The following is a 24,059-nucleotide window of genomic DNA, read 5'->3' on the forward strand; positions in this document are numbered from 1 at the left end:
CGGTGGCCCGGAGCGAGTTCGCTCCGGGCCACCGTCACCCTCCGCCCGCCGGGCCCCCGCCGGGCCGTGCGGTCAGCTGCCGCTCTTCGGCTGCGTCAGGTCGTAGAAGGTGGCCGAACCCACCGTCACCTTCTTGAAGTTGGCCGTGACCCACGAGCTGATCTGCGAGGAGGTGGAGGCGGTGCCCGAGGTCCCGCCGCCCATGCCGCCGCCCATGCCGCCGCCCGAGATGAAGTAGTGGATCCTTCCGTCCGTCACGTACTTCTTGAACTGGGCCAGGGTCGGCGACGGGTCGGTGCCGTTGAAGCCGCCGATCGCCATGACCGGCTCGCCGGTGGCCAGTTGGTAGCTGGCGGAGTTCTGGGAACCGACCGCGGCGGCCGCCCAGGTGTAGTCCCCCGCGTTCTTCGACAGCAGCGCCTTGGCCGCGGAGCCGACGGACGCGCCGTTCAGCAGTCCTCCCGCGCCGCCGCCGGGCATCCCGCCCTCACCCGTGCCGCCGCCGGGCATGCCGCCCTGCTGGTTCCCGCCCTGGGCGGCGCCGTTGCCCTGGTTCCGGCCGGGGAGGCCACCGGTGCCGCCCGCCGGGGGCTGGAAAGTGCCGCCGCCCTGCGGAGCGTTCGGCATTCCGCCGGTGCCGTTCCGCTGGCTCTGGCCGCCACCGGGGAAGCCGCCCCGCGTGCCGCCACCGGGGAAGCCGCCCCGGCCGCCCATCATGCTCGCCCCGGCCGGACCCGCCGTCACGATGGAGCCGGTGTGCCCGGTGTCCACCGTGGAGAGCGTGTACGCCGTCGGGCCCGCGAGCGCGGCCGCGAGGCCGAGCCCGGCCGCCGCGAGGGCGAGCCGCCGGCCCAGCCGGGCCGCGAAGACCAGACCGAGCGCGGAGGTCGAACCGCCCAGCAGGACCAGCCACTTGAGCCACGGCAGATAGTCGGGGGTGCGGTTGAGGAGCACATATCCCCAGGCGGCGGTGGCCGTGACCGCTCCGGCGAGGGTGAGCGACGCCCACACCTTGCCCCGCTCCTCCCACAGCACCGTCGCGCCCATGCCGACCACGGCGGCGATGTAGGGGGCCAGGGCCACCGTGTAGTACTGGTGGAAGATGCCGGCCATGTAGCTGAAGACCAGCGCGGTCGTCAGCAGCGCGCCGCCCCAGGCGAGGAACGAGGCCCGGGTCAGGTCCGTCCGCTTCGCCCCGCGGGTCAGGACGAGGCCGCCCACCAGCAGGATCAGGGCCGCCGGGAGCAGCCAGGAGATCTGGCCGCCGATCTCGGAGTTGAACATCCGGTTCCAGCCGGTCTCGCCCCACATCCCGGTGCCGCCGGCGCCGCCACCGCCGCCGACGCTGCCGGTCTCGTCGCCGTTGATGCGGCCGAGGCCGTTGTAGCCGAAGGTCAGCTCCAGGAACGAGTTGTTCTGGGAACCGCCGATGTACGGACGGGAGGAGGCGGGCCACAGTTCGACGATCGCGACCCACCAGCCGCCGGCGACCACCATGGCGGCCGCCGAGAGGCCGAGCTGCGCGAACCGCTTGCGCACGGTCACCGGCGCGCAGACCGTGTACAGCACGGCCAGCGGCGGCAGGATCAGGAAGGCCTGGAGCGTCTTGGTGAGGAAGGCGAGACCGACCGCCGCGCCCGCCCACAGGAGCCACTTCGTGCGGCCGTCCTCCAGGCCGCGGAGCACGCAGGAGACCGTGACGGTCATGAGCAGGGCGAGCATCGCGTCCGGGTTGTTGAACCGGAACATCAGCGCGGCGACCGGGGTGAGCGCGAGCACCGCGCCGGCGATCAGACCCGCCGCGGCGCCGAACCGGCGGCGCACGGCCGCGTACAGGACGCCGACCGTGGCCACGCCCATCAGCACCTCGGGGACGAGGACCGCCCAGGAGCCGAGGCCGAAGATCCGGACCGACAGGGCCATCGGCCACAGCGAGGCCGGGGGCTTGTCGACGGTGATGGCGTTGGCCGAGTCGAGCGAGCCGAAGAAGAAGGCCTTCCAGCTCTGACTGCCGGCCTGCACGGCCGCGGAGTAGAAGGAGTTGGCGTACCCGGAGGCGCTCAGGTCGTACAGGTACAGCACGGCCGTGGCGAGCAGCAGACCGAGGAAGGCGGGGCGCGCCCAGCGCGGGTCCTCGGGCCGTCCTCTCCAGACCCTGTACGGGAAGGGCCGGCCGGGTTCACCGGGCCCGGGGGCGACGGTCGGCGGGGCGTGCTCGGGGGGAGGCGCCGAGGCGGCCGGACCCCAGGCGGGTCCAAGGCCGGAGCCGGTGCCGGTGCTCGTGTCGGGCTGTGTCGTCATCGCGCGTTCCTCGGATCGTGGTCGTGCGGGCGCACCGCCTGCAACTGCATGGTCGAATCCCGCCGGGCCCGGTCCACGGCGTCGTCGGCGCGGTGGGGGGCCGTGTCGTACGGGGAGGGGGACGGGGGCGCGGCCGGGCGCTGCGGCAGCGGCGGATGGGCGTCCGCGCCGCTCTGCCGTACCGCCGCCGGCTGGAACCGCGTGTCCGGCAGGTGCGGGGCCGGCTCACGGGACGGCGACGGCGTCCCGTCCCGCCGGTCGGGGAAGACCCAGGCCCGGAAGAGCAGGAAGCGCAGCACGGTCGCCGCGAGGTTGGCGGCGATGAGCACCGCCAGTTCGGTGGAGTGCGAGGGATCGCTCGTCGCCGCGCCGAGCGCGGCCAGGGAGCCGCTGGTCAGGGCGAGGCCGATGCCGAAGACGACCAGGCCCTGCGCCTGGTGCCGGACGGCACCGCCCGGGCCGCGCACGCCGAAGGTGAGCCTGCGGTTGGCCGCCGTGTTGGCGACGGCCGACACGAGCAGCGCGAGCGCGTTGGCGACCTGCGCCCCGGAGAAGGAGCGGAAGCCGCTGTAGAGCAGCAGGTAGAAGAGGGTGGACAGGCCGCCGACCACGCAGAATCCGACGAGCTGGCGGGCCAGGCCCTTGGGTACGTCGGTCAGTTCGCGGTCGCGCGGGTCGTCCCCGAAGGGCCGGGTGAGCCGGTCGAGCGACAGGGAGCCGGTCGCGAGGGCTCGTCCCACCCGCCACACGCCCTTGAGGTCGTCCGTCGCGGTCTTCACGATGTGGACGGTCGAGTCGGGGTCGTCGACCCAGTCGACGGGGACCTCGTGGATGCGCAGCCCGGCCCGCTCGGCCAGCACCAGCATCTCGGTGTCGAAGAACCAGCCGGTGTCCTCGACCAGGGGCAGCAGCTCCTGGGCGACATCACCGCGGATCGCCTTGAAGCCGCACTGCGCGTCCGAGAAGCGGGCCTGGAGCGAGCCGCGCAGGATCAGGTTGTACGTACGGCTGATGAACTCCCGCTTGGCGCCCCGCACCACCCGTGAGGAGCGGGACAGCCGCGAGCCGATCGCGAGATCCGAGTGCCCCGAGATCAGCGGGGCCACCAGCGGCAGCAGCGCGTTCAGGTCGGTGGACAGGTCCACGTCCATGTACGCCAGGACCGGGGCGTCGGACGCCGACCACACGGTCCGCAGCGCCCGGCCGCGGCCCTTCTGCTCCAGCCGGAAGGACCTGACCTCCGGGATCCGCTCCGCCAGCCGCGCCGCCACCAGGGGGGTGGTGTCCGTGGACGCGTTGTCCGCCACCGTGATGCGGAACGCGTACGGGAACGTGCGCTTGAGGTGCTCGTGCAGTCTGAGCACACAGGGCTGGAGGTCCTTCTCCTCGTTGTAGACGGGGATCACTACGTCCAGGACAGCCGTACCGGCGTCTGTGGCCGGGAGGTGCTCCCGCGCCGGCAGGTTGCCGGGAGAAGAGTCGGTTCGCATGCGAACGACTCTCGTCAGGCCCCCTGTCGCACCGATGTGGTGGCGCTGTGCTGTGCCTGTGAGTGCGATTGCCACGATGTTCCGGGGTGGATCGCGGGCAGATGCAGGGTGAACACGGTCCTGCCGGGGACGCTGTCCACGGTCACGGCGCCCTCGTGCGCGGCCGCGACGGCCTGCACGATGGCGAGCCCGAGACCGGTCGATCCGGAGGCGCGCGAGCGGGAGGAATCTCCGCGCGCGAACCGTTCGAAGACGCGGGGCAGCAGGTCGGGCGGGATGCCCGGGCCGTCGTCCTGGACGTCCACGCACAGCCACGGCCCGTGCCGGTGCACGCGCGCGGTGACGGTCGTCCCCGGCGGGGTGTGCGTGCGGGCGTTGGCGAAGAGGTTGACCATGACCTGCTGGAGGCGTGCGGCGTCCGCCGACACCAGCGCGGGCTCCTCGGGCAGTTCGAGCCGCCAGTTGTGGGTGCGCCCGGCGGCCCGCGCGTCGCTGACGGCGTCGATCACCAGGGGGACGAGATCGGTCTGCTCGTGCTGGAGCGGCCTGCCGGCGTCGAGCCGGGCGAGCAGCAGCAGGTCCTCCACGAGCAGGGTCATCCGGCCGGCCTCGGACTCGATCCGCCCGAGCGCGTGCCGGGTGTCGGGCCCGGTCTCCTCACGGCCGCGTCTGGTCAGCTCGGCGTACCCGCGGATGGAGGCCAGCGGGGTGCGCAGCTCGTGGCTGGCGTCGGCGACGAACTGCCGTACGCGCATCTCGCTCTGCTGGCGTGCGTGGAGCGCTCCGTGGATGTGGTCGAGCATGCGGTTGAGCGCGGCGCCGACCTGCCCGACCTCGGTGTGCGGATCGGACTCGGACTCCGGGACCCGCTCGTAGAGGGTGACCTCGCCGGTGTGCAGGGGGAGTTCGGAGACCCGGGTGGCGGTCGCGGCGACCTTGCGCAGGGGACGCAGGGCGAGGCCGACGATCACGGTGCCCGCGATGGAGGCGGCGACGAGTCCGGCGCCGGTGATGCTGGCCTCGACGAGGATGAGGGTGTTGACGGTGTTGTTCACGGCTGCGGTGGGCAGGGCGACGTAGTAGCTGCCATGAGCACCGGTCACGTACATGACGTAGTACTCGCCCAGGCTCGGGATGTCCGTGGTGTGCGGGTCGCCGTCCTTGGCGACGGAGGCGAGCGCGGCCTTCTGGGCGTTGTTGAGCGCGACGGGCTTCATCCGCTGGAAGCCGACGCTGCTGCTGGACTGTTCCGCGGCGACGACCGCCTCGTCGACCGCGCCGTCCGTGCCGACCTGGGCCGCTATGGTCTTCGTCTGTGTCCCGCCCATGGTGACGAAGACATCGAGCCTGTTCTCGTCGGAAGAGCCGGGAAGGGAAGCCGGCGCGCCGTCACCGTTCGGCTTGCCGGGATCCTGGCTCGCATCGCCCGGGTTCGCGCCCCGCAGGTTTCCGGGAGGGCCCGTGAGCCGTCGGCCCGCGTCCGTGACCTGCGATTCCAGCTGCTTGTACAGATGCCGGTCCAGCGCGATGGTCGTGACCGTGCCGATCATGGCGCAGACCACGGCGATGAGCGCCACCGCCGAGACGACGAGCCGCGACCGCAGGGTCCGCGGCTGTCGTGCTCGCCTCCTCTGCGTTCGCGGCCGTCGTCGTCCGCTCATGACGTGGCGGGCTTGATCAGGTATCCGGCCCCACGCCGGGTGTGGATCATCGGCTCGCGCCCGGCGTCGATCTTGCGGCGCAGATACGAGATGTAGAGCTCGACCACATTGGCCTGGCCGCCAAAGTCGTACGACCACACACGGTCGAGAATCTGCGCCTTGCTCAGCACCCGGCGCGGATTGCGCATCAGGAACCGCAGCAGCTCGAACTCGGTGGCGGTGAGGTGGATGTTGGCCCCGCCGCGCGACACCTCGTGGCTGTCCTCGTCCAGGGTGAGGTCTCCGACGACGAGCACGGACTCGGACCGCCGGTCGGCCGCGCCGGAACGCCGGATCAGACCGCGCAGCCGGGCCACGACCTCCTCCAGGCTGAACGGCTTGGTGACGTAGTCGTCGCCGCCGGCGGTGAGACCCGCGATCCGGTCCTCGACCGCGTCCTTCGCCGTCAGGAACAGGACCGGGACATCGGGCAGCTCCCGGCGGAGCCGGCCGAGCACCGTCAGTCCGTCCATGTCGGGCAGCATCATGTCGAGCACGACGGCGTCGGGCCGGAACTCGCGCGCGGTCTGCACCGCGCCGGTCCCGTCACCCGCGCTGCGGATCTGCCAGCCCTCGTAGCGAAGGGCCATGGACAGCAGCTCGGTGATCGACAGCTCGTCGTCCACCACAAGCACCCGGACGGGGCTCCCGTCCGGCCTCAGCAGTTCGGTGCGCCCCTGGGGCGAGGTCGTGGTCATAGCGGACACCTTGGTGGGCGCCGCTGAGAGCATCCTTTCGTGAACCTGTGATTTCCCTGAGAAACGCACAGGCGCCTCTCAGGGAACTCCTGGGTACCGTCCCGCCCGCGTCAGCGGAGGCCGAAGAGGCGGGCGCCGTTGCCGAAGCAGACGGCGCGCAGCCAGTCGTCGCCCAGCCCGAGCCGTTCCAGCGCGCGCAGCTGGTGGACGTAGGGGTACGGGATGTTCGGGAAGTCCGTGCCGAGGAGCACCCGGTCCCCGAGGTCCGCGAGGCGGGGCAGCAGTCCCGGCGGGTACGGCGCGAGACGCTCGCTGAAGTCGGTGAACGCCATGGTCGTGTCGAGCCGCACCTCCTCGTACCGCTCGGCGAGGCCGAGGAAGTCCTCGTACTCGGGCATCCCCATGTGCGCGAAGACGAACCGCAGCCGGGGATGCCGGCGCAGGACGGCCGCGGCCGGTCCCGGGCCGGTGTACTTGCCGGGCGAGGGCCCCGAACCGCAGTGGATCACCACGGGGATTCCCGCCTCGGCGATCAACCCCCAGGCGGGGTCGAGGAGTTCGTCCGCCGGGTCGTACGCACCCACCTGTACGTGCGCCTTGAAGACGCGTGTGCCCGCCTCCACCGCCTCGCGCACGTAACCCTCGACCCCCTTCTCGGGGAACAGGGTCGAGGTGTGCAGGCAGTCGGGGGTGCGGCGGGCGAAGTCCACGGCCCAGGAGTTGAGCCACTCGGCCATGCCGGCCTTGTGCGGGTAGAGCATCGCCGTGAAGGCGCGTACTCCGAACTCCCGGATCAGCGCCAGGCGTTCGTCCTCGTCCGCGCGGTAGGCGATGGGCCACTCGATGCCTCCGGTGAGTTCACCGAGTCCGTCGAAGTAGTCCCACACCTTGCGCAGGACCCGTTCGGGCATGAAGTGCGTGTGGACGTCCACGAGTCCGGGCAGTCCGAGCCCCTCCCAGAAGCCCCGCACCTCCAGGGACTCGTCCCGCGCGTCCCGGTGCTCAGCCGTCGGCACGTTCGAACCCGTGGCTCCGCTCGACCCTGGCGATGTGCAGGGTGTAGCGCTCGTACCAGTCGGACCGGCCGCGCCGCTGTGCCGACCGGTGCTCGGCGTGCGCACTCCACTCCTTGATGGCGTCCTCGTCCCGAAAGTACCCGACGGTGATGGCCAGTCCGCCCGGGCTCCGGGCGTGATCCATCCCCAGGTAGCCGGGGATGCCCTGCACCAGCTCCTCCATCCGTTCGGCGGTCTCCCCGTACCCGTCGTCCTCCTCCCTGCGCACGGAGGTGAACACGGCGGCGTAGTAGGGGGGCTCGTGGGCTGCGACAGGCACGTCGGAGTGATCGCTCATGTCCGTCACTCTCCTTCCCGGCGTCCCCCGTCGTCCAGCACCTTTCCGAACGGGATCCGAAAGGGATCGAAGTCTTGACCTTCATGGCGGGCGGCTCGCCCTTGGGGTCCCCGCCGGCCGTCAGAAGAGGCCGTCCTGCACGGCCGCGTCCGGCGCGGGCGACTCCCTTACGGGAAAGGTGACTCCGGAGCCCCCGGCCAGGTCCGCGTCCCCGGCTCCGGTCAGGTCCCAGCCCGTCATCAGCCGGGTGTCGAGGACCACGACTCCCCGCCCGGTGAGGAGGTGGAGATCGGGACCCGCGGCGGCGCACAGCTCCCCGGTGACCGCTCCTCCGGCGGCCAGTTCGCGCACGACCCCCCACGTGGGGAGAAGCCCGGCGAGCCCGAACAGGTCGGTGTGGTCCACGGGCTCGAAGGGCTCGCGCCGGAGCGACTCCGGCCAGCCGTCGAGTTCCCCGGCGCGCGCGTGCAGATCGCGGATCTCGGCGACGCGCTCCCCCGCCCCGGGCAGCGCCGCCCGTACCGCCCGCTTGTCGGCGTACGGAATCCGGTCCGGCACCCCGAGCGCGGCCCGCAGCAGTTCCTCGGTCCGGCGCGCGGCCATCAACGGCCCCTGCCCCAGCCAGCTGAACGTCACGGCGCCCTGCTCCATGAGGCGCGCCGGTCCCCGCTCGGCCCTCGTGATCCCGACCTTGACCATGCCGGGCCCGAACCAGGCCAGATACACGCGGTACGGACGCGGATCGTCGGCCAGGGTGTCGGCGGCCACGGAGTGCGCGCGGTCCAGCCGCGCGCAGTCCTCGCAGCGCGCGCCCGTGCCGCGCGGCGACACGGCGGCCCGTACGGGACACGCGTTCCCACGCGCCCCGACGCAGGTCCGCGCACCCCCGTCCACGACACCGAACGCGACCCGCCGCCCCGGAGCCAGCGGGCTGGTCCGCCCCCCGCCCCACACGAGCACGGGTCCGTCCGCGGACCACCGCAACCCCGAACACGTCCACACCCGCCGCACCCGACGACAGTAGAGGACCCCACTGACAGACACCCCGACCGGCGAGAACGCCCCGGGGCCGGGCCGACGCGGCTGAACGCGCGGGCCGGTGCGGCCGTACCGCCGGGGGCGACGCCAAGAGCGTGGGCGGCCCCGGGGAACCGCGGCGGTGGAACCGTCCCAGGGCTGGTGACGTGCAAAGAGATGGGTCCACGTTCCTGGGGTGCCGTTCCGGGACGGGGCGGGCGGCTACGAGCGGAGGTGGGCACGGGCCATGGCCGACGACGACGTGACGCGGTTCGCGGAGCTGCTGACGCGTCTCAAGGCCCGTACGGATCGCAGCTACGCGAGCCTGGCCCGGCGTGCGGGGATGAACGCCTCCACGCTGCACCGCTATTGCGCGGGCGAGACGGTGCCGCTGGACTTCGCCGTGGTGGAGCGGTTCGCCACGTTGTGCGGGGCCTCGCCCCGGGAGCGGGTGGAGCTGCACCGCCTGTGGATCCTGGCAGCCGCGGAACGCCGCCGGGGCCGCCCGGCGGGGCGGGGCGCGGCAGCCGCCTCCGGGCCGGGCGCGGAACGCGGAGCGGCGGAGCCCGCCGAGCCGGAACGCGCCGAGCCCGGCAAGCCGGAACCCTGCACGGCGGAACCCGGAGTGGCCGAGCCCGGCGCGGTGAAGCACGGCGCGGCCGAGCCCGCCCTTGCGGAGTGCGGCCTGGCCGGGCACGGCACCGCGGAACCCGGAGCGGCCGAGCGCGGCGCGGCTGAGCCCGCTTCTGCGGAGTGCGGCCTGGCCGGGCGCGGCACCCCGGCGCACGGTGGGTCCCCGGAGCCGGGGAACGCACCCGGGAGCCGGAAGCCACCCGCACCCCCCACAGCACCGGCTCCCGCGAAACCACCCACACCCCTCGCGACACCCGCCCCCTCGCATGCGCCCGCTCCCGGGTCTCTCCCGTCGCCGCCGGGGGCCCGTGCCTGGTACCGGCGGCGGCCGGCCATCGTGTCCGGGGTGCTGGGGACCGTGTTCCTGCTGACCGCCGCGGGGCTCTCGGCGTTCTCGTCGCTCCCGGGACTCCCCGGGTTCGCGGCCGGGGCCACGGCGGGCGGCGGGGCCCGGCCCTCAGCCTCCCCCGCTCGGCCGACCGCCCCGGCCGCCCCCTTCACCTGGACCGTGAACTCCCATGTGTGGGAAGGGGACTGCGGCCACGACTACATCATCGGCAGGCCCCCGCGGCAGGTACCGCCGCCGCCGTCCGCCGAGGACGCCGAGGTGTGGGCCGACGCCCAGGACGCGGTGCACGGCGGAGAGACCATGGTGCGCGTGTCGGTGCAGGGGCTCGCGTCGACGGCCGTCGTCCTGGAGGCCCTGCACGTACGGGTCGTACGCCACGCCACGCCCCCGGCAGGCGGCGCCTACGACTACGACACGTCGCTCGGCTGCGGCGGGGGCATCACGCCCGGATCCTTCGCGGTGAGTCTCGACAAGCGCACCCCCGTCCCCCGAGCCGTGCCCGGCAGCAGGGGCGACACGATCCTGCCGGCGCGGCCCTTGCCGTACCGGGTCTCCGTCCAGGACCCGGAGGTCCTGCTGGTCGACGCGCGGACCGCGCACTGCGCGTGCGCGTGGTACCTCGATCTCGACTGGTCCTCACAGGGCCGCACCGGCACCATCCGGATCGACGACCACGGCCGCCCGTTCCGCACCACGGCCACCACCGGACTCCCGCGCTACCGCTACACCGGTTCCCCCAGCCACTGGACCCTGGAACCGGACCGCCCCTGAGCCCAGCCCACCCACCCCGAAACGCAGTCGATTCCGAAGGCGTTGATGTCACGCACCCACGCCAAAGGCCCCGCCGGTTCGACCGGCGGGGGACTGTAAATCGTTCGGTGTAACTCCCGATCATGGAGGATGCATCGATGACCAGTGAGAACGTGACCGAGGCGGAGACCGCCGAGCCGTCTGAGCCTCAGCAGTCGAAGGCGGTGGACGACCGGCTGATCGACGAGCTGGTCTCCCGCGCCCAGGCGGAGGGCTTGCAGCTGACGGGCGAGGGCGGACTGCTCCAGCAGCTGACGAAGCGGCTGTTGGAGTCCGCACTGGAAGGCGAGATCACCGACCATCTTGGCTATGACAAGCACGACCCGGCCGGGAAGAACGGCGGCAACAGTCGCAACGGCACCCGCGCGAAGACTGTTCTGACCGACGTCGGCCCGGTGGAGATATCCGTGCCCCGCGACCGGGACGGGTCCTTCGAGCCGAAGATCGTCAAGAAGCGGCAGAAACGCCTGACCGGCGTCGACGAGATGGTCATCTCCCTGTCTGCGAAGGGCCTGACCACCGGCGAGGTCCAGGCCCACCTCGCGGAGGTCTATGGCGCCGAGGTATCCCGCCAGACGATCTCCACGATCACTGACAAGGTCCTCGAGGGCATGGCGGAATGGCAGAACCGCCCCTTGGACCCGGTCTATCCGGTGGTCTTCATCGATGCCATCCACGTGAAGATCCGCGACGGCGCCGTCGCCAACCGGCCCATATATGTGGCCCTGGCCGTCACCACCGAAGGCCGCCGGGACATCCTCGGGCTGTGGGCCGGCGACGGCGGCGAGGGCGCCAAGCACTGGATGCACATCCTCACCGAGATCAAGAACCGCGGCGTGAACGACGTCCTCATGCTCGTCTGCGACGGCCTCAAGGGCCTGCCCGACGCCGTCGAGACCGTCTGGCCCCGCACCACCGTCCAGACCTGCGTGGTCCACCTCCTGCGGAACTCCTTCCGCTATGCCGCCCGCCAGGACTGGGACAAGATCGCCAAGCTCCTCAAGCCCATCTACACCGCTCCGACCGAGGACGCGGCCCTCGAGCGGTTCGCTGAGTTTGCCGACGCCTGGGGGAAGAAGTATCCGGCGATCGTCAGGCTCTGGGAGAACGCCTGGGAGGAGTTCACCCCGTTCCTGCGGTTCGACACCGAGATCCGCCGCATCGTCTGCACCACGAACGCGATCGAGTCCGTGAACGCCAGGATCCGGCGGGCGGTCAAGGCCCGCGGGCACTTCCCGAACGAGACCGCCGCCCTGAAATGCGTCTACATGGCGATCATGTCGCTCGACCCCACCGGCAAGGGACAGGCCCGCTGGACCATGCGCTGGAAGACCGCCTTGAACGCCTTCGACATCACCAGCACCATGTCTTCCGTGCGGACGGAGCGACGCACGTCGGACCGCCTACGGAGAAGAACGAGTCCGACCGCATCGACATAGATGGGAGTACCAGTGCACCGCTTCATCATGGGCCTGGGAGTTGCCCATGGGCCTGATCGAGGAGGGCGAGTCGCCCGAGGAGGCAGCTGCCCGTGAGGTCTTGGAAGAGACGGGCTGGCGCCCTGGGCCCATCAAGCCGCTGATCTACGCCGAGCCGGCCAACGGCATCACCGACTCGCAGCACCATGTCTTCCGTGCGGACGGAGCGACGCACGTCGGACCGCCTACGGAGAAGAACGAGTCCGACCGCATCGAGTGGATCCCGCTCAGTGAGGTGCGGGGAATGATCGACCGCCGCGAGATCGTCAGTAGCGGGTCACTCGTGGGTCTGCTCTACCTGCTCATGGATGAAGCGATCCGCTGACCGGCGGTAGGACTGCCCGTAGCCGTGCCTCGAAGGCCAGGGCTACGGGCTCCCGCCTGTGTGGGGCCAACTGGTCGTAGAACTCTCTGAGATGGCCTGACACTCGCTCGGAGGCCACTGCGGACGCGGACTCCAGGGCTTGTGTGGCGGTGGTGCACGCCTGGTCGACCTTGCCCTGATCCAGTTGCGTACGGGCCAGCCAGAACGCGTGAAACGCTCGGCCGCGGTGGTTGGTGCCGTTCTCACGCCGCAGCGCATCCGTGATCAAGGGCTCAGCCGTTGCGGCCTCGCCGAGTCGACCGTGGGCAATGCCCGTGTCGACTATGAGCTTCAGCTCGTCGAAGTAGCTCACCCATGACGGGTCGGGGTCGCTCGCCCGGATCTGCTCGAACTGACGGTGCGCTTCGCCGATCGCCTGGTGCGTGGACGTCTGGTTGCCGAGCGAGGCGTGGGCGAAGGCTTCACGCATGGACAGCATCGACAGGACGCGCGGGGTGGTGCCGAGAGATGAGCGGGCCTGGTCCTGGGCGGCAGTCACGAGTGCAAGGGAGTCCGCGGGCTTGTCCTGATAGGTCGCTTGCAAGCTCATACAGGCCAGGACGTTGGCCATGAACTGGCGGTCGTCGATTTCCTTGGCCAGTTGCAGGGCTTCGGTGAAATACGCGCGAGCCTGGTTGTACTGGCGGGCGTCGAAGTAGGTCCAGCCAGTAAGGCGCGCCAGTTCGGCGGCAATTCCGTACAGGCCGTTTTGTATGGACGGTGGTCGGCTCTCCTTGAGGAGTCCGACCACGTAGCGGAGCTGACCCACGATGGCCGGCCGCAGAGCTTCGCCACCGTGCTGGTCGTCCCGCCGCCAGTAGTCCTCGATGGAGGACCGGAATGCTTCGAGCGTGGCTGTGCTGAGGTTGGTGCGCGTGGCCAGCGCCAAAATGCTGTCCACGTCCGGCCCCGGAAGAGACGTGGGCGTCTGCTGCTGCGGCTCCGGTGCCTGCGGCGCCTCGCGCTCGGTGACGGCGAGAGCGTGAGGGGTTTCCCAGGGTCGACGCGCAAGGCCGAGCATGTCTCCTGGGATGCGCAGACCGTCCGAGATGCGCTCGATCAAGTCCATGTGCTGCAACTGGCGACGCCCTGCCATGACTTCGCCGACGCGGCTGGGCGTCAGCTCACACCGCCTGGCGATCATCGAGGGGTAGATGCCCGCTCTCACCTTGACCAGCTGGAAGATCCTGGTGAAGTCCCGTGCCCGACACGCATTGATCATCTCGGGATCGGTGAGCAGCCTGACAGGTAATTCCTGCGGCTGGGATGCGTCGGGCATCGGACTGGCTCCCACCTGCCAGGGCTACGCAATGTCGCCGATTCTCTACTTCCCGCGATGTTACCCAAGTTGGGTAATCAGCCTGACCTTTTGGCGACCATGCCCGGATCGCGATGCTCTTCGACATGGCGAGCAATCAGCAGACCAGGCCGAGCATCGGCGAACTGGCGAAGGACACTGCCGGGAAACGTATCGGCGTCGTCATGGGTGAGATCGGCGGTCGTGTGCAGATGCGGCCCATCCAGGGCGGCAGGGAGTGGGATGCCAAGCCGGACGACGTGGCGGCGCTCACTCCACGGGAGGAACTGAGCGCACGACTGGCCGCCAGGAACGGCAATCGTCGGGTCGGCCTGTGATGCGCGCCGTCGGCCGGTATGCCGGGGTCCTGTTCATCATCTGCATCAGCGGTTCGTGCGGCCTGGTGATCGGAATGGCCCTCGGCACCGGCCAGTAGACCGGCCGCCCCGGGCGGGTGCCGATTCTCCGGCTCCCCCGTCCCCGCCCGGGGCTGGCCTCCAGCCCCACCCCGCCCTGGTCGTACGAGCCTCGCTCAGCGATCCGGGTGGGAGGTATCTGCCACGCACCACCTCACACGAGGAGACTGCACATGACGGCAACGACGAACGGCCAGAAGACCGGTCGCGCGGTAGCGGGTGAGGAACTGTTCGAGAGCCTCGCCCACTTCGTGGTCACTCACAACGGGCAGGCGCCCGAGCGGGCCGAGCGGATCGCGGATCAGGCGGTTGCATTCGTGGTCACGGCGGCCACCGCCACGGTTCTCATGGTCCCGTCGGACGACGTGGACTTCGGCCTCCACGCGCTCATCCTGCACACGAAGGAGTACGCCCAGCTGTGTGAGGAGCACGCGGGCCGCTTCTTGCACCACAACCCGAAGCCGGGCGGCGGAGCCCGCGACCCGGAGCAGGTCGCCGCCTCCGCGCGTGCCATGAAGGCGGCCGGGTTCGTGGTCTTCGATGACCTGTGGACCGTGAACGGCGAGAACCTCGCCCAGTGCGACTCGGACTGCGGCCGACCGTACGGGCAGGCGTAGCACCCGACAGAAGCGGCGCGGCCGGCCCCGTCTGGGCGTCGGCCGCGTTCGCCCGGAAGGAGACAGATACCTTGTCCGGCTCGACTCCTGACCTGCCGATCGTGGTGCTCGACGCATTGATGCCCACGGCATGGCGCCTGGTCCTCAACCGTCGGGGCTCCACCGTCTGGGAGGTGAACAGCCCTCGCGGCCACTACGCGGTCAAGCTCGGTCATCCGATCGAAGCAACGGCCGATTGGCCCGCGCAGCCCTGGACGGCTCTTGCGCCGGCGCGCGAGGGAACGGTGTTGCTCCGCCTCGGTCACGATCGAATCGCCTACGGCGACTGGGAGTGCGGTACGTGGAACTTTCAGCCCTGGTACGAGGGCCCGGACCTGCACATGCTGTGGGAGCCCTGCCGTCGGCCGGGATCTTCCATCGAGCCGCACTCCGGCGTCGCGCTGGGATGTGTCGAAGCCCTGGCCGAACTCCACGCGAAGGGCTGGGCGCACGGTGACGTTCAACCGGCCCACTTCATCATCGGGCCGGAACGAACTCACTTGATCGATCTCGCCCTCGCGCAGGGCGGCCAGGTGCCCGAGGGGTACGACTTCCCTTACCGCGGTTGTCTCGTCCACTACGAGGCACCGGAGATCTCCCGCAGCGTGCTCGCCATTGGCAAGGCCGAGCCGACAACGGCGGCCGACGTCTACGCCCTCGGCGCCTCCCTGCTCATCTCCGCAACCGGGTGGCGAGCCGTCGAGTACCCGGACGACGCTCCCCGCCCGGTGCAGAGAGAAGCAGTGGCCAGCGGCCGACGCCGCCCCGTGAAGGCGCCTGGTGAGCTGGGCGAACTGATCGACGCGATGCTCAGCCATGCGCCGGAGGACCGGCCGACGATCTACGAGGTGGGCAAAGCCCTGAGCTGACCCCAAGGTGCCGCCGCGGAGCTCTCCCATGCGTCGGCGGCAGACAGCAAGAGACCGGACCACCCTCAGCCTGGACAGCATTCCGGGTGGTCCGGTCGTGGAGGCCCTGATCAGGACCCCGGTGCCGATGGTACCGGGGTGGTCGGCGTGCCCGAATGCGGGTGCGGCCACAACTTCGGTCTCCTGCTGTCGAGTTGGAGAGGACAACCCTTGCGCTGTGCCCGAAGGAGTCGTGGTTCGGACATCAGCCACCGAAAGTCAGCCACAGCGGCGGGAACGCCGCACGAGCACCCGTCACGTGTGCCTCCAGCAACCCCGCACGGATCTCAGCCACGCTTCCTGGATACGTCACGGACCGCACCGCTTCTGGCCGGGGCGTTGTCGACGGGCACGCGCCGCGGGGCTCGCCCTTGGGTCTCGGCAGGCAGAACGACGGTCACCGGGGCAGTGCGCTCGCTCTCAGTGTCTCGGCCTGGTCCTGACACCCGGGCTGGTCGGATTGCTTCCGGGTCTGGCTGTTCGCTTTGTAGGTATTGCGCGCTGAGTGGCCGGGGGCCGCCGGAGCGGTGGCGGAGACAGGGAGCGGCGGCGGCCCGTGGCCGCCAGCGCGCGCGGACCGCCGCAGGCGGGCCGCCTTGATCCAGTAAAGAAACTCTGAACAGCTCCGCAGGCAGGGCGCTCGTCGAACAGCGGAGACGCCCCCATGCCGTCGCTGTACCTCTGCGGTCCGATCGAGCGCGATACGCAACGAGGGCACGGCGGCCGGCGGGGAGACATGACCGAGCACATACCGGACAACGAAATGGGGTTGACCAGCATTCACGTCGGGGATGCGAATCAGGTGGCTGCGCTGATCGAGGAGATGAAGGCCATGGTCGGCCGCCTCGGCAGGGAGACCAAAGAGTTGCGTGAGGAAGTGGCTCGGCTCAGGACTGCGACTTCGACTGCTGAGACTTCAGCTCCTCGACCTCGCGCCGCAGCTCCTGATGCTCAGCACTGAGGACACGGATTTCGTCCCGTAGCTCAGTGAGCATTTCAACGAGGGTGGTCCCGGCGGCATCGGTGTCGTCGGGGCGCCCCTCCTCATACTCAGCCTGGCCTGGCCTCTTGTCCCTGTTGGCCAAGTACCAAGCTGGTGCCGTGTAGTCCGCTGAGAACTGGCCAGCGGCGTCGGTGTCTGCGACGAAACTGCCCCGGCCATGGATCGTGTAGATCAGGCCCTCGTCGCGCAGCACGTTGAGCGCGGACCTGGCAGTCATGTTGGCCACGCCGAAGCGTTCCTGTAGCTCGCGAATGGCCGGCATCTGTTCGCCCGGCTTGATCCGACCCTGCAAGATGTCGCGCCGGAGCTCGTCGGCAGCGTGCTGATACGGCGGCCGACGATCCTGCTTGCTCTCTGGCGCGGGGCTCATGGCCCAAGGATATCTACCCTAGCTGGCCTAGCACACCCCACTGACATAGGTGACCTGTGTCAGAACGTACCTAGCTCACCCGATTCACTTGACACTGCTAGGTCAGCTATGTTCAATGGAGATCGGGCGACACCGCCTCGACAGAGCACGACCGAAAGGAAGTAACTCCCATGGCACGCATCCGCGTTGGCCTGCTCCCCACCTCGTCGTTCATGGTCGGCACCCTGCCGGTGCCGAAGTACGCGGACCTTGAGAAGACGCAGTTCGCGACCGACCGTGAGACCGGCGCGAAGCTCTACACGATCACCCTCTTCTTCATGGAGGAGGGTCGCGCCGAAGCCCTAAAGATCACCGTTCCGGAGACCGGTCTTCCCAACGGCCTCAAGCCCGGCCTTCCGGTCGCGCCGGTCGAGCTGTTCGCCACCCCGTGGGCGCGGATCTTCAACGGATCGCTCTCGGACGGCATCGCCTACCGCGCGGACCGGCTGGACCTCGTGGCCCCGGCCGCTGAAGCGGCGTGAGCGGCGCGCCTGTCCGGTCCGGCGCTGAGCGCAGCTACCCGCTGTCTCACGCCAGGCCGGATGCCCGGTTCACCGAGTCGCTCGTGAACTCGGTGACGGTCGTGCTCATCGGCTACGGCTACCCCCGTCTCGACACTCCGGCGGATCGGGCGGCTCTCGAATCGGCCCTGGCGGCCTCCCTCTACAACTCATTGGAGAACGGCATATGAAGGATCCGAACAGCCCTGCGGAAGGGGCCTTAAGCCACAGCTCCTTGGTGGTTGACCTGACGCTGGCCGTGCTCGTCGGCTGGACGGTGTGGTGGGTGGTCCGTTACCTGCGCGCGGACGCCATGACCCGCCAGTCAATCCGGCAGGCGGTACGGGTGCGGTGGGGCTGGAAGCGGCTCGCGCCGATGCTCAAGCTGTCGGCCGTGGACAAGACCCCGACCGCGCTGGCGTCGCTAAAGACCACGAATGGCAGGCCCATCAAGCCCCGTGTTCTCATCCCCGCCTTGAAGGTCACGCATGACGCGTACGGAGTGATCGCACGGGCGCGCTGCCTGCCTGGGGTGGGTCTCCACCAGTTCCAGAAAGCGGCCCCGCATCTGGCGGATGCCTGGAGGTGCACGCGGGTCGCGGTCACTCAGGACAAGCCCGGGCGGGTTCTCATTCGCGGTGTCCGGCTGGATCCGCTGAAGTTCCCCACCGAGCACCACCCCACGGGTGAGGAGCCGGACGAGACGGCCCGGTGGGACCTGGGCGTGGACGAATACGCGCAGCCGGTGTCTGTGGACCTCGCGCAGGTACCCGGCGTGACCGTGGCCGGTCTACCCGGCTTCGGTAAAACGAGTCTGGTCAACCGGCTTCTCTCGGACTGGGCTCCGTCTGCGGCGGTGCAGTTCGCCTGTGCGGACGGCAAGGTGTCGGCTGCGCACGAGGGCGACTACGCCGACTGGGTCCAGCGCATGTTCGCCTTCGTAGGTGATGACCTGGAAGAGGCGAACGCGCTCTTCCTGCGACTGGTGGAACTGCGGCGCGCCCGTTCGGCCTCGGTGCGCTCGGTGCTCGGAGTGAAGTCCATGTGGGACATCGGCCCGTCCGAGAGCCGGCCGCTGGTCGTGCTGATCATCGACGAAGCCCACACGTACTTCCGCGACCACAAGGGCAGCGATCCGAAGACGAAGAAACTCGCCGCGCTTGCTGCCGAGAACGCCCGGCTCGTGGAAGACCTGGTGAAGAAGGGCCGTTCCGTGGGCCTGCTCGTCATCCTCACCACCCAGAAGTCCACGGGTGACGCGATCCCCACCTTCATCCGAGACGTGTGCCCCGTGGGCCTGAGCTTCGCCCAGAAGACCGCCGAAGCCGCCGTCGCCGCGCTCGGCGAGGAGATCCGGGAATGGCCGGACGCCAATCCGATCAACCTCCAGGACCCCACCTATGTCGGCGTCGCGTCCATGAACCACCAGTCGCAGCCCGGCTTCACCCGCATCCGTACGCCCTACGTTCCGGACGCTGACGCAGCCCGTGTCGCTGAGCAGACCGCGCGCCTCTCCACCGACCCCTACACCCTCCTCGAAGCCGTCCTCGGCCCTCGACTGGGGGACACCGACCTGATCAAGGCCGACGACGCTGAAGCGGCCTGACCGACTGCCCCTGACGCTCACAACGCCAAAAGAGAGGAGGTGAACACCCATGACAGAGGACCGAATCACTCAGCGCACCATCACCGCCGTCATGATCATCATTACCACGCTGGCGTTCGTCTTCTCGTTCGGCAACGTCTGGTCTCTGGCCCTGCGTCTGGGCGTCCCCGGCCCGATCGCGCCGCTCATCGCACCGATGGTGGACCTCTCCGTGGTCGGCCTCCTGGTCGCCCTGCGGTACCTCTCCCTGCGTGGCCTTCCCGCCGAACAGATGACGGCCGCCACCCGTCTGATGCACTTCTCCGGACTGCTGACCCTGGCCCTCAACGTCGCCGAACCGATCGCCGCCAGCCACTACGGCCGCGCCGCTGTGGATGCCGTGGCCCCTCTGCTCCTTCCTCGGCTGGGGCTCGGTCGGCCCGCAACTCCTCCGCGCCTTCCACACCGTCGTACGACCGGCCGCCCCGGTTTCCCTGTCGGACCGGACCGAGGCTCAGCCCGAGGAGACGCCCTCCGACCCGGTCCCCGCTACGACACCGCCCACCGTCCCGGCCGAGCCCATCACCCCGATGTCGACCCTGGTCCCGCTCGCGCTGCGCACCGCCCCGGCTCCTGCCTCACCCGCGGTCAAGGTGCCTGAGCCGCTCCTCGCCGAGGCCCGTTCCATCGCCGCGTCCCACCACGCCGAGCACAGCAAGCCCATCACAGCCGCTCAGCTCAAGACGCGACTCGGCATCGGCCTGCCCATGGCCACCGCGCTCCACGCCGCCCTGTAGGGCCGAGCCCTCCGCCGGCTCCCCGTGTCTCTCCCCGGCCTCTCCAAGGCCCGACCTGTCATGCCTGCGGGCAGCAGCCCGAGCGCACTGAGTCGCTGCTGCCCGCAGGTCTCACCCTCACGCCAGAAGGGACACCCCGCCACCCATGCACCGCCCCCTCGACCTGCGCCACGTCATCAGCCCCGGCCTGCGGGACCTGGTCGAACTGGCCAACACCCACGACTTCGACCGCGTCACCGAACAGGTCCGCAACCTGCGCGGCTGCACGAACCCCGTCAACCTGCACGGCTGGACGGTCACCACCGACCAGACCACCCGGCAAGTAGTCCGCTCCTACCGCTCCGAGAACGAACCCTCCGGACGTCTGCTCACCACGTGCGGCAACCGCCGTGCCTCCCGCTGCCCCGCCTGCTCCCGCCTCTACGCCGCCGACACGTACCACCTGATCAAGGCCGGACTGTCCGGCGGCAAGAACGTCGCCGAGACCGTTCGGAACCACCCCCGCGCCTTCGTCACTCTCACCGCCCCCTCCTTCGGCCCCGTCCACAACCGCCCCACCACCGATGCGGGCAAGCCGCGTCCCTGCGCGTGCGGCGAAAGCCACTCCGCCGACGCTCCCCAACTCGGCACCCCTCTCCGCCCGGCGAGCTACGACTACGCCGGGGCCGTGCTGTGGAACGCCCACGCCGGGGCCCTGTGGGCGCGATTCACCACCTATCTGCGTCGCGCCGTCGCCGAGCACCTCGGCATGACGCAGAAGGCACTCACCGCGGCCCTTCGCGTCTCCTTCGCCAAAGTCGCCGAGTACCAACAACGCGGCCTGGTCCACTTCCACGCCGTGATCCGCTTCGACGGGCCCGAGGGCCACACCAGCTCGCCCCCGCCTTGGGCCACCTTCGACGCACTTCACGTCGCCGTGGGCCTGGCGGTCGAACGTGCCCGGCTCATCGTCGAGTCGGACGCCGTCGGCGAGCGCGTCATCAAGTGGGGTGACCGGTTCAAGGTCGACGAGATCTCCGCCCTGGGAAACGGCGAACTCACGGACGCGAAGGTCGCCGGATACGTCGCCAAGTACGCCACCAAGAATGCCGAGGGCGCGGGCACTGTGGACCGCACCCTCTTATGCCGACCCTGCACCGGACGCGGCTACGTACGCGGCCCTGACGGCTTCCGCGACCTGTGCACCGACTGCGACGGCACCGGCCAGGCCGAGCCCCTCGCTTCCCTACCCATTCAGCAGCACGCCCGGCAGATGATCCGCACCGCGTGGGCCCTCGGCCACCTCCCGGAGTTCGCTCATCTCAAGCTCTGGAAGTGGGCCCACATGCTCGGCTTCCGCGGCCACTTCTCCAGCAAGTCACGCGCCTACTCGACCACCCTCGGCGCGCTCCGCGACGTGCGCTGTGCCTGGCGCACCGCCCAAGCCGAAGCCGCCCGCATCCGCGCCGGCCTTCCTGCAGACGACGAGAACACCACCCTCGTCACCGACTCCTCATGGACCTACCTCAGCGGCGGCTACCGCCCCGGCGAAGAGCTCCTCGCCGCCCAGGTCCGCCACGACATCGCCCACGCCCAACAGCTCAAGCAAGAAGGACTGCTGCCTGCATGACAACGGCCGTGCTCACCGTGGACCAGGTCGCCGAACGTCTCGGCATCAGTCGCTGGAAGGTCCACGACCTGATCCGCTCGCGCGAACTCGCCTCCTTCAAGATCGGCCGCTGCCGACGCATCAGCGAAGCAGCCGTGGACGCGTACATATCCCTCCGCACCGAACAGGAAGCCGCCTGATGGCCCAGCCGAAGAAGAACGCCAACAACGAGGGCACCATCTACCTCCGCAAGGACGGCCGTTGGGAGGGAAGCGCGTACGTCCTCACGACAGACGGCACGTACAAGCGCCGCAGCGTCTACGGCAAGACCTGGGACGACGCCCACGAGAAGCTCACGAAGCTCAAGGCCAATTCTCTCAGCGGCCTGCCGGTCGCCACCAGCAAGATGACCCTCGCGGAATACCTGACGTACTGGCTGGCCAACGTCGCCAAGGGCAAGGTCCGCAGGACGACGTACGTCAACTACGAGTCCCTCGTCCGCAACTACGTCACCCTGGAGTTCGGCAGGAAGAAGCTGGTCCGGCTCACCGCCCGCGACATCCGGGCCTTCCTCGCGAAAACGGCCGTCACCTGCCAGTGCTGCGCGCAGGGCAAGGACAAGAGGCGACCGGAGCACAAGCGGCGCTGCTGCGCCCTCGGCAAGTGCTGCAAGAAGCTCCCGTCCGACCGGACCGTGCGCTTCCTCCTGGTGATCATGCGTGCCGCTCTCCAACACCGCGTACGTGAAGACGAGTTGCCCCGCAACGTCGCCCGGAACGTGGAGCTGAGCATGGGAACGAAGCGAGAGATCGAACCGCTCACCGCCAGGGAGGGGCGTCAGCTCCTGGCGGCGGCTCGGGAAAACCGGCTCTGGGCGGCATACGAGCTGGCGGTCCGTATCGGCCTGCGGCGCGGCGAGATTCTCGGGCTGCGTTGGTCGGACGTGGATCTCCACGAAGGTGTCCTCACCGTCCGACAGGCCCTGCAGCGGGTCGGCGGTGAGCTGCTGATCGTCGCGCCAAAGACGCAGCGCTCGGCCCGTCGCGTCGCTCTGCCTGCCGAGTGCGTGACCGCGCTCCGGGCCCAGCGTGCCCAGCAGATCGCCGACCGAAAGGGGGCGGGCAACAACTGGAAGGGGACGGGGCAAGGGCTCGTCTTCACCACGCGGAACGGAACCCCCATCGAGCCGCGCAACCTGAATCGCTCCTTCGAAGCGCTGTCCGTCCGGGCTGGCGTCCGCAAGGTCCGCTTCCACGACCTACGGCACACCTGCGCCTCGCTCCTCCACGAACAGGGCGCCGACGCCCGCATGATCATGGAGGTCCTCGGCCACAGCTCGATTCGCGTGACCATGGACATCTACACCTTCGTCCGGCTCGACTCGCAGCGCTCGGCGTTCGATCGTGTCGGGGAAGCGCTGAGGGGAGACGATGGCGAGCCGGACGACGACGGCGACGCCGACGCCGACGGTATCCCAGTGGCTGTCTGAGCCACTCCGGCAATGCGTGGTGAGGGGGGCGGTCTTCAAGGGACCTTCCCCTCTTGACGAATCCATCGTCTCCCCCGCTACTCTGATTTCCTGGCCGTGCAGCGGCCACGGCCTAGTTGCCCGGCCCCGTGACCGGTGACAGCGACGACGGCCCGAAGGTGCTCCGCATCCTGTGACTTCAGCGGCCCTTTAGGCATGCGGAGTCACGGGACCGCCACGCCGGAATCAGGACGTCCCCGTGGTCAAGCGCCACTCCCGTAAGAACGACGCCAAGAGACTCCAGGAACGGACTGGGGGGAGCCTCCAACTCGCCGTGAAGAGAGTCAACGGGTCACGGATCATCTGTACAGCCGAGCGCGAAGCAGCTCTGAACTCTGTCTACGGCCTCCGGTTTCACGACGCTCTGAGTCTGGCCCGTAAGGCAGCAGACACGGACGACATCGAAACCGTCGAGAGCTTCGCCCGTACGTACCTCAAGCTGAGCCCCGGAGCAGGCATCCAAGTTGCGAAGGTTTTCTGGCTCTACAGGGACGAGTTGGACCGCGCGGGTGTTCGCACCTCACCCGGACTCCTACACAGGATTCTGAAGGACGAGGAACAAGAACGCCCTCTGCGGAGTCATCAAGCCAGCGGGAATCCAGTACTCACGTACGACGGCCTCCGTCCCCCTGGTGTCAACGGAGTCTCCTGCGATGAACAGACCTCAGAGCCCGATCTTCACGTGATGGACCCTCGCGTGAGCACCCTCCTGAAGCGCCTCACGAGCGAAGAGCGCAAGGTACTCACCGCACGGTGCACGCCCGGGACGACGACTTGGAGCGGCGCGGCATCGATCGCCGGGACTCCTGACCCTCACCGCACCGGGGACCAGGTGCACCGCAAAGTCCGACGTCTTGCCGCAGAGCTCTGGGGGAGGTCAGCATGAGCATCTTTGGGCAAGCGCTGCCGGCGTTCCTCGCAGAAGTGGCAGCCGCTCCGGTGGGCATCTACGGTACCTGGCTCATCCGGCACCGGCGGAAGACGAGTCTCCGCCGATACACCCTGCTAGGCACGGTGGGCACCGACGGGAACCCGATGCAAATCGTCACGACGCGCCGACCTGGCTCGGTGATCAACGTGAATGTAGGGGGTCACCGGCAAAGGTTCCAACTAACCGACGCTCGGCTACCCGATGGCACGTACGCCGCTGAGCCGATGGATCTCTACGTGTAAGAACGC

The 24,059-nt window shown here is 69.6% G+C and carries 22 protein-coding genes and 2 pseudogenes; 15 read left to right on the forward strand and 9 right to left on the reverse strand.

Annotation, left to right across the window (positions count from 1 at the left end):
• Positions 1-72: 72 nt before the first annotated feature.
• From WJM95_RS15605 to WJM95_RS15635, 7 genes are all read right to left on the reverse strand, one after another.
• The gene (locus tag WJM95_RS15605) at positions 73-2,301 is read right to left on the reverse strand and encodes a glycosyltransferase family 39 protein (RefSeq protein ID WP_339130340.1); all 2,229 of its coding nucleotides are present in this window, start codon (positions 2,299-2,301) and stop codon (positions 73-75) included.
• Positions 2,298-3,791 carry a bifunctional glycosyltransferase family 2/GtrA family protein gene (locus tag WJM95_RS15610; protein ID WP_339130341.1) on the reverse strand — a complete coding sequence of 498 codons (1,494 nt, stop codon included), beginning with the start codon at positions 3,789-3,791 and terminating at the stop codon, positions 2,298-2,300. The genes WJM95_RS15605 and WJM95_RS15610 overlap by 4 nt, the downstream gene beginning before the upstream one ends.
• Before the next feature lie 14 nt (positions 3,792-3,805).
• Positions 3,806-5,452 (reverse strand): HAMP domain-containing sensor histidine kinase, encoded by a 1,647-nt coding sequence (locus tag WJM95_RS15615; protein ID WP_339130342.1) that lies wholly within the window; start codon positions 5,450-5,452, stop codon positions 3,806-3,808.
• Complete coding sequence (locus tag WJM95_RS15620) at positions 5,449-6,189, reverse strand: response regulator transcription factor (protein WP_339130343.1); 741 nt, start codon at positions 6,187-6,189, stop codon at positions 5,449-5,451. Before WJM95_RS15620 ends, WJM95_RS15615 begins: the two co-directional genes overlap by 4 nt.
• A gap of 110 nt (positions 6,190-6,299) precedes the next feature.
• The gene (locus WJM95_RS15625; protein WP_339130344.1) at positions 6,300-7,205 is read right to left on the reverse strand and encodes an amidohydrolase family protein; all 906 of its coding nucleotides are present in this window, start codon (positions 7,203-7,205) and stop codon (positions 6,300-6,302) included.
• Positions 7,192-7,542 carry an antibiotic biosynthesis monooxygenase gene (locus tag WJM95_RS15630; RefSeq protein ID WP_339130345.1) on the reverse strand — a complete coding sequence of 117 codons (351 nt, stop codon included), beginning with the start codon at positions 7,540-7,542 and terminating at the stop codon, positions 7,192-7,194. The genes WJM95_RS15625 and WJM95_RS15630 overlap by 14 nt, the downstream gene beginning before the upstream one ends.
• A gap of 120 nt (positions 7,543-7,662) precedes the next feature.
• Positions 7,663-8,553, reverse strand: coding sequence for a DUF2797 domain-containing protein (locus tag WJM95_RS15635; RefSeq protein ID WP_339130346.1), 891 nt, complete (start codon positions 8,551-8,553; stop codon positions 7,663-7,665).
• A gap of 253 nt (positions 8,554-8,806) precedes the next feature.
• Between WJM95_RS15635 and WJM95_RS15640 the strand changes: the two genes are divergently transcribed.
• The 3 genes and pseudogenes from WJM95_RS15640 to WJM95_RS15650 all read left to right on the forward strand — a co-directional run.
• Positions 8,807-10,312: a helix-turn-helix domain-containing protein gene (locus WJM95_RS15640; protein WP_339130347.1), complete on the forward strand. Its 1,506-nt coding sequence runs from the start codon at positions 8,807-8,809 to the stop codon at positions 10,310-10,312.
• A 137-nt stretch (positions 10,313-10,449) separates the two neighbouring features.
• Complete coding sequence (locus WJM95_RS15645; RefSeq protein ID WP_339130348.1) at positions 10,450-11,790, forward strand: IS256 family transposase; 1,341 nt, start codon at positions 10,450-10,452, stop codon at positions 11,788-11,790.
• 25 nt (positions 11,791-11,815) lie between these two features.
• Positions 11,816-12,154 (forward strand): annotated as a pseudogene (locus WJM95_RS15650) (NUDIX hydrolase); the annotation flags it as partial.
• Here WJM95_RS15650 and WJM95_RS15655 read toward each other — a convergent pair.
• Positions 12,132-13,472 (reverse strand): tetratricopeptide repeat protein, encoded by a 1,341-nt coding sequence (locus WJM95_RS15655; RefSeq protein ID WP_339130349.1) that lies wholly within the window; start codon positions 13,470-13,472, stop codon positions 12,132-12,134. The pseudogene WJM95_RS15650 and the gene WJM95_RS15655 sit on opposite strands and share 23 nt — an antisense overlap.
• A gap of 125 nt (positions 13,473-13,597) precedes the next feature.
• On the opposite strand from WJM95_RS15655, the gene WJM95_RS15660 reads away from it, so the two are divergent.
• From WJM95_RS15660 to WJM95_RS15670, 3 genes are all read left to right on the forward strand, one after another.
• Positions 13,598-13,828 carry a hypothetical protein gene (locus WJM95_RS15660; RefSeq protein WP_339130350.1) on the forward strand — a complete coding sequence of 77 codons (231 nt, stop codon included), beginning with the start codon at positions 13,598-13,600 and terminating at the stop codon, positions 13,826-13,828.
• A 251-nt stretch (positions 13,829-14,079) separates the two neighbouring features.
• Entirely contained in the window at positions 14,080-14,523 is a 444-nt protein-coding gene (locus WJM95_RS15665) for a hypothetical protein (RefSeq protein ID WP_339130351.1), read from the forward strand.
• 71 nt (positions 14,524-14,594) lie between these two features.
• The gene (locus tag WJM95_RS15670) at positions 14,595-15,431 is read left to right on the forward strand and encodes a protein kinase (protein ID WP_339130352.1); all 837 of its coding nucleotides are present in this window, start codon (positions 14,595-14,597) and stop codon (positions 15,429-15,431) included.
• 926 nt (positions 15,432-16,357) lie between these two features.
• Here WJM95_RS15670 and WJM95_RS15675 read toward each other — a convergent pair.
• Positions 16,358-16,843, reverse strand: a complete 486-nt coding sequence (locus tag WJM95_RS15675) for a GntR family transcriptional regulator (protein ID WP_339130353.1) — start codon at positions 16,841-16,843, stop codon at positions 16,358-16,360.
• Between the two features lie 170 nt (positions 16,844-17,013).
• On the opposite strand from WJM95_RS15675, the gene WJM95_RS15680 reads away from it, so the two are divergent.
• The 9 genes and pseudogenes from WJM95_RS15680 (at position 17,014) to WJM95_RS15720 (ending at position 23,766) form a co-directional block, all read left to right on the forward strand.
• On the forward strand, positions 17,014-17,364 hold the full coding sequence (locus WJM95_RS15680; RefSeq protein ID WP_339130354.1) for a hypothetical protein: 351 nt from the start codon (positions 17,014-17,016) through the stop codon (positions 17,362-17,364).
• 83 nt (positions 17,365-17,447) lie between these two features.
• On the forward strand, positions 17,448-17,573 hold the full coding sequence (locus tag WJM95_RS15685) for a hypothetical protein (protein WP_339130355.1): 126 nt from the start codon (positions 17,448-17,450) through the stop codon (positions 17,571-17,573).
• Positions 17,570-18,988 carry a cell division protein FtsK gene (locus tag WJM95_RS15690; protein ID WP_339130356.1) on the forward strand — a complete coding sequence of 473 codons (1,419 nt, stop codon included), beginning with the start codon at positions 17,570-17,572 and terminating at the stop codon, positions 18,986-18,988. The genes WJM95_RS15685 and WJM95_RS15690 overlap by 4 nt, the downstream gene beginning before the upstream one ends.
• Positions 18,989-19,133: 145 nt before the next feature.
• Positions 19,134-19,313: pseudogene (locus WJM95_RS15695) on the forward strand (SpdA protein); the annotation flags it as partial.
• Positions 19,314-19,362: 49 nt separating this feature from the next.
• A complete protein-coding gene (locus WJM95_RS15700; protein ID WP_339136054.1) occupies positions 19,363-19,764 on the forward strand; it encodes a hypothetical protein in 402 nt (133 codons plus the stop codon).
• A 145-nt stretch (positions 19,765-19,909) separates the two neighbouring features.
• Positions 19,910-21,373, forward strand: a complete 1,464-nt coding sequence (locus WJM95_RS15705; protein ID WP_339130357.1) for a replication initiator — start codon at positions 19,910-19,912, stop codon at positions 21,371-21,373.
• Positions 21,370-21,552, forward strand: a complete 183-nt coding sequence (locus tag WJM95_RS15710) for a helix-turn-helix domain-containing protein (RefSeq protein ID WP_132835788.1) — start codon at positions 21,370-21,372, stop codon at positions 21,550-21,552. The genes WJM95_RS15705 and WJM95_RS15710 overlap by 4 nt, the downstream gene beginning before the upstream one ends.
• Positions 21,552-22,841, forward strand: a complete 1,290-nt coding sequence (locus WJM95_RS15715; protein WP_339130358.1) for a tyrosine-type recombinase/integrase — start codon at positions 21,552-21,554, stop codon at positions 22,839-22,841. The genes WJM95_RS15710 and WJM95_RS15715 overlap by 1 nt, the downstream gene beginning before the upstream one ends.
• A 238-nt stretch (positions 22,842-23,079) precedes the next feature.
• Complete coding sequence (locus WJM95_RS15720) at positions 23,080-23,766, forward strand: hypothetical protein (RefSeq protein ID WP_339130359.1); 687 nt, start codon at positions 23,080-23,082, stop codon at positions 23,764-23,766.
• Positions 23,767-24,059 lie beyond the last annotated feature (293 nt).

The sequence above is a fragment of the Streptomyces sp. f51 genome (assembly GCF_037940415.1).
GTDB lineage: Bacteria > Actinomycetota > Actinomycetes > Streptomycetales > Streptomycetaceae > Streptomyces.

Bases quoted from the DNA above. Each gene is read 5' to 3' on its own strand.
- WJM95_RS15615 (WP_339130342.1), bottom strand. From the start codon at position 5,452: ATGAGCGGACGACGACGGCCGCGAACGCAGAGGAGGCGAGCACGACAG.
- WJM95_RS15710 (WP_132835788.1), top strand. From the start codon at position 21,370: ATGACAACGGCCGTGCTCACCGTGGACCAGGTCGCCGAACGTCTCGGC.
- WJM95_RS15705 (WP_339130357.1), top strand. From the start codon at position 19,910: ATGCACCGCCCCCTCGACCTGCGCCACGTCATCAGCCCCGGCCTGCGG.
- WJM95_RS15690 (WP_339130356.1), top strand. From the start codon at position 17,570: ATGAAGGATCCGAACAGCCCTGCGGAAGGGGCCTTAAGCCACAGCTCC.
- WJM95_RS15630 (WP_339130345.1), bottom strand. From the start codon at position 7,542: ATGAGCGATCACTCCGACGTGCCTGTCGCAGCCCACGAGCCCCCCTAC.
- WJM95_RS15605 (WP_339130340.1), bottom strand. From the start codon at position 2,301: ATGACGACACAGCCCGACACGAGCACCGGCACCGGCTCCGGCCTTGGA.
- WJM95_RS15645 (WP_339130348.1), top strand. From the start codon at position 10,450: ATGACCAGTGAGAACGTGACCGAGGCGGAGACCGCCGAGCCGTCTGAG.
- WJM95_RS15640 (WP_339130347.1), top strand. From the start codon at position 8,807: ATGGCCGACGACGACGTGACGCGGTTCGCGGAGCTGCTGACGCGTCTC.
- WJM95_RS15655 (WP_339130349.1), bottom strand. From the start codon at position 13,472: ATGCCCGACGCATCCCAGCCGCAGGAATTACCTGTCAGGCTGCTCACC.
- WJM95_RS15665 (WP_339130351.1), top strand. From the start codon at position 14,080: ATGACGGCAACGACGAACGGCCAGAAGACCGGTCGCGCGGTAGCGGGT.
- WJM95_RS15610 (WP_339130341.1), bottom strand. From the start codon at position 3,791: ATGCGAACCGACTCTTCTCCCGGCAACCTGCCGGCGCGGGAGCACCTC.
- WJM95_RS15620 (WP_339130343.1), bottom strand. From the start codon at position 6,189: ATGACCACGACCTCGCCCCAGGGGCGCACCGAACTGCTGAGGCCGGAC.
- WJM95_RS15700 (WP_339136054.1), top strand. From the start codon at position 19,363: ATGCCGTGGCCCCTCTGCTCCTTCCTCGGCTGGGGCTCGGTCGGCCCG.
- WJM95_RS15715 (WP_339130358.1), top strand. From the start codon at position 21,552: ATGGCCCAGCCGAAGAAGAACGCCAACAACGAGGGCACCATCTACCTC.
- WJM95_RS15660 (WP_339130350.1), top strand. From the start codon at position 13,598: ATGGCGAGCAATCAGCAGACCAGGCCGAGCATCGGCGAACTGGCGAAG.
- WJM95_RS15680 (WP_339130354.1), top strand. From the start codon at position 17,014: ATGGCACGCATCCGCGTTGGCCTGCTCCCCACCTCGTCGTTCATGGTC.
- WJM95_RS15675 (WP_339130353.1), bottom strand. From the start codon at position 16,843: ATGAGCCCCGCGCCAGAGAGCAAGCAGGATCGTCGGCCGCCGTATCAG.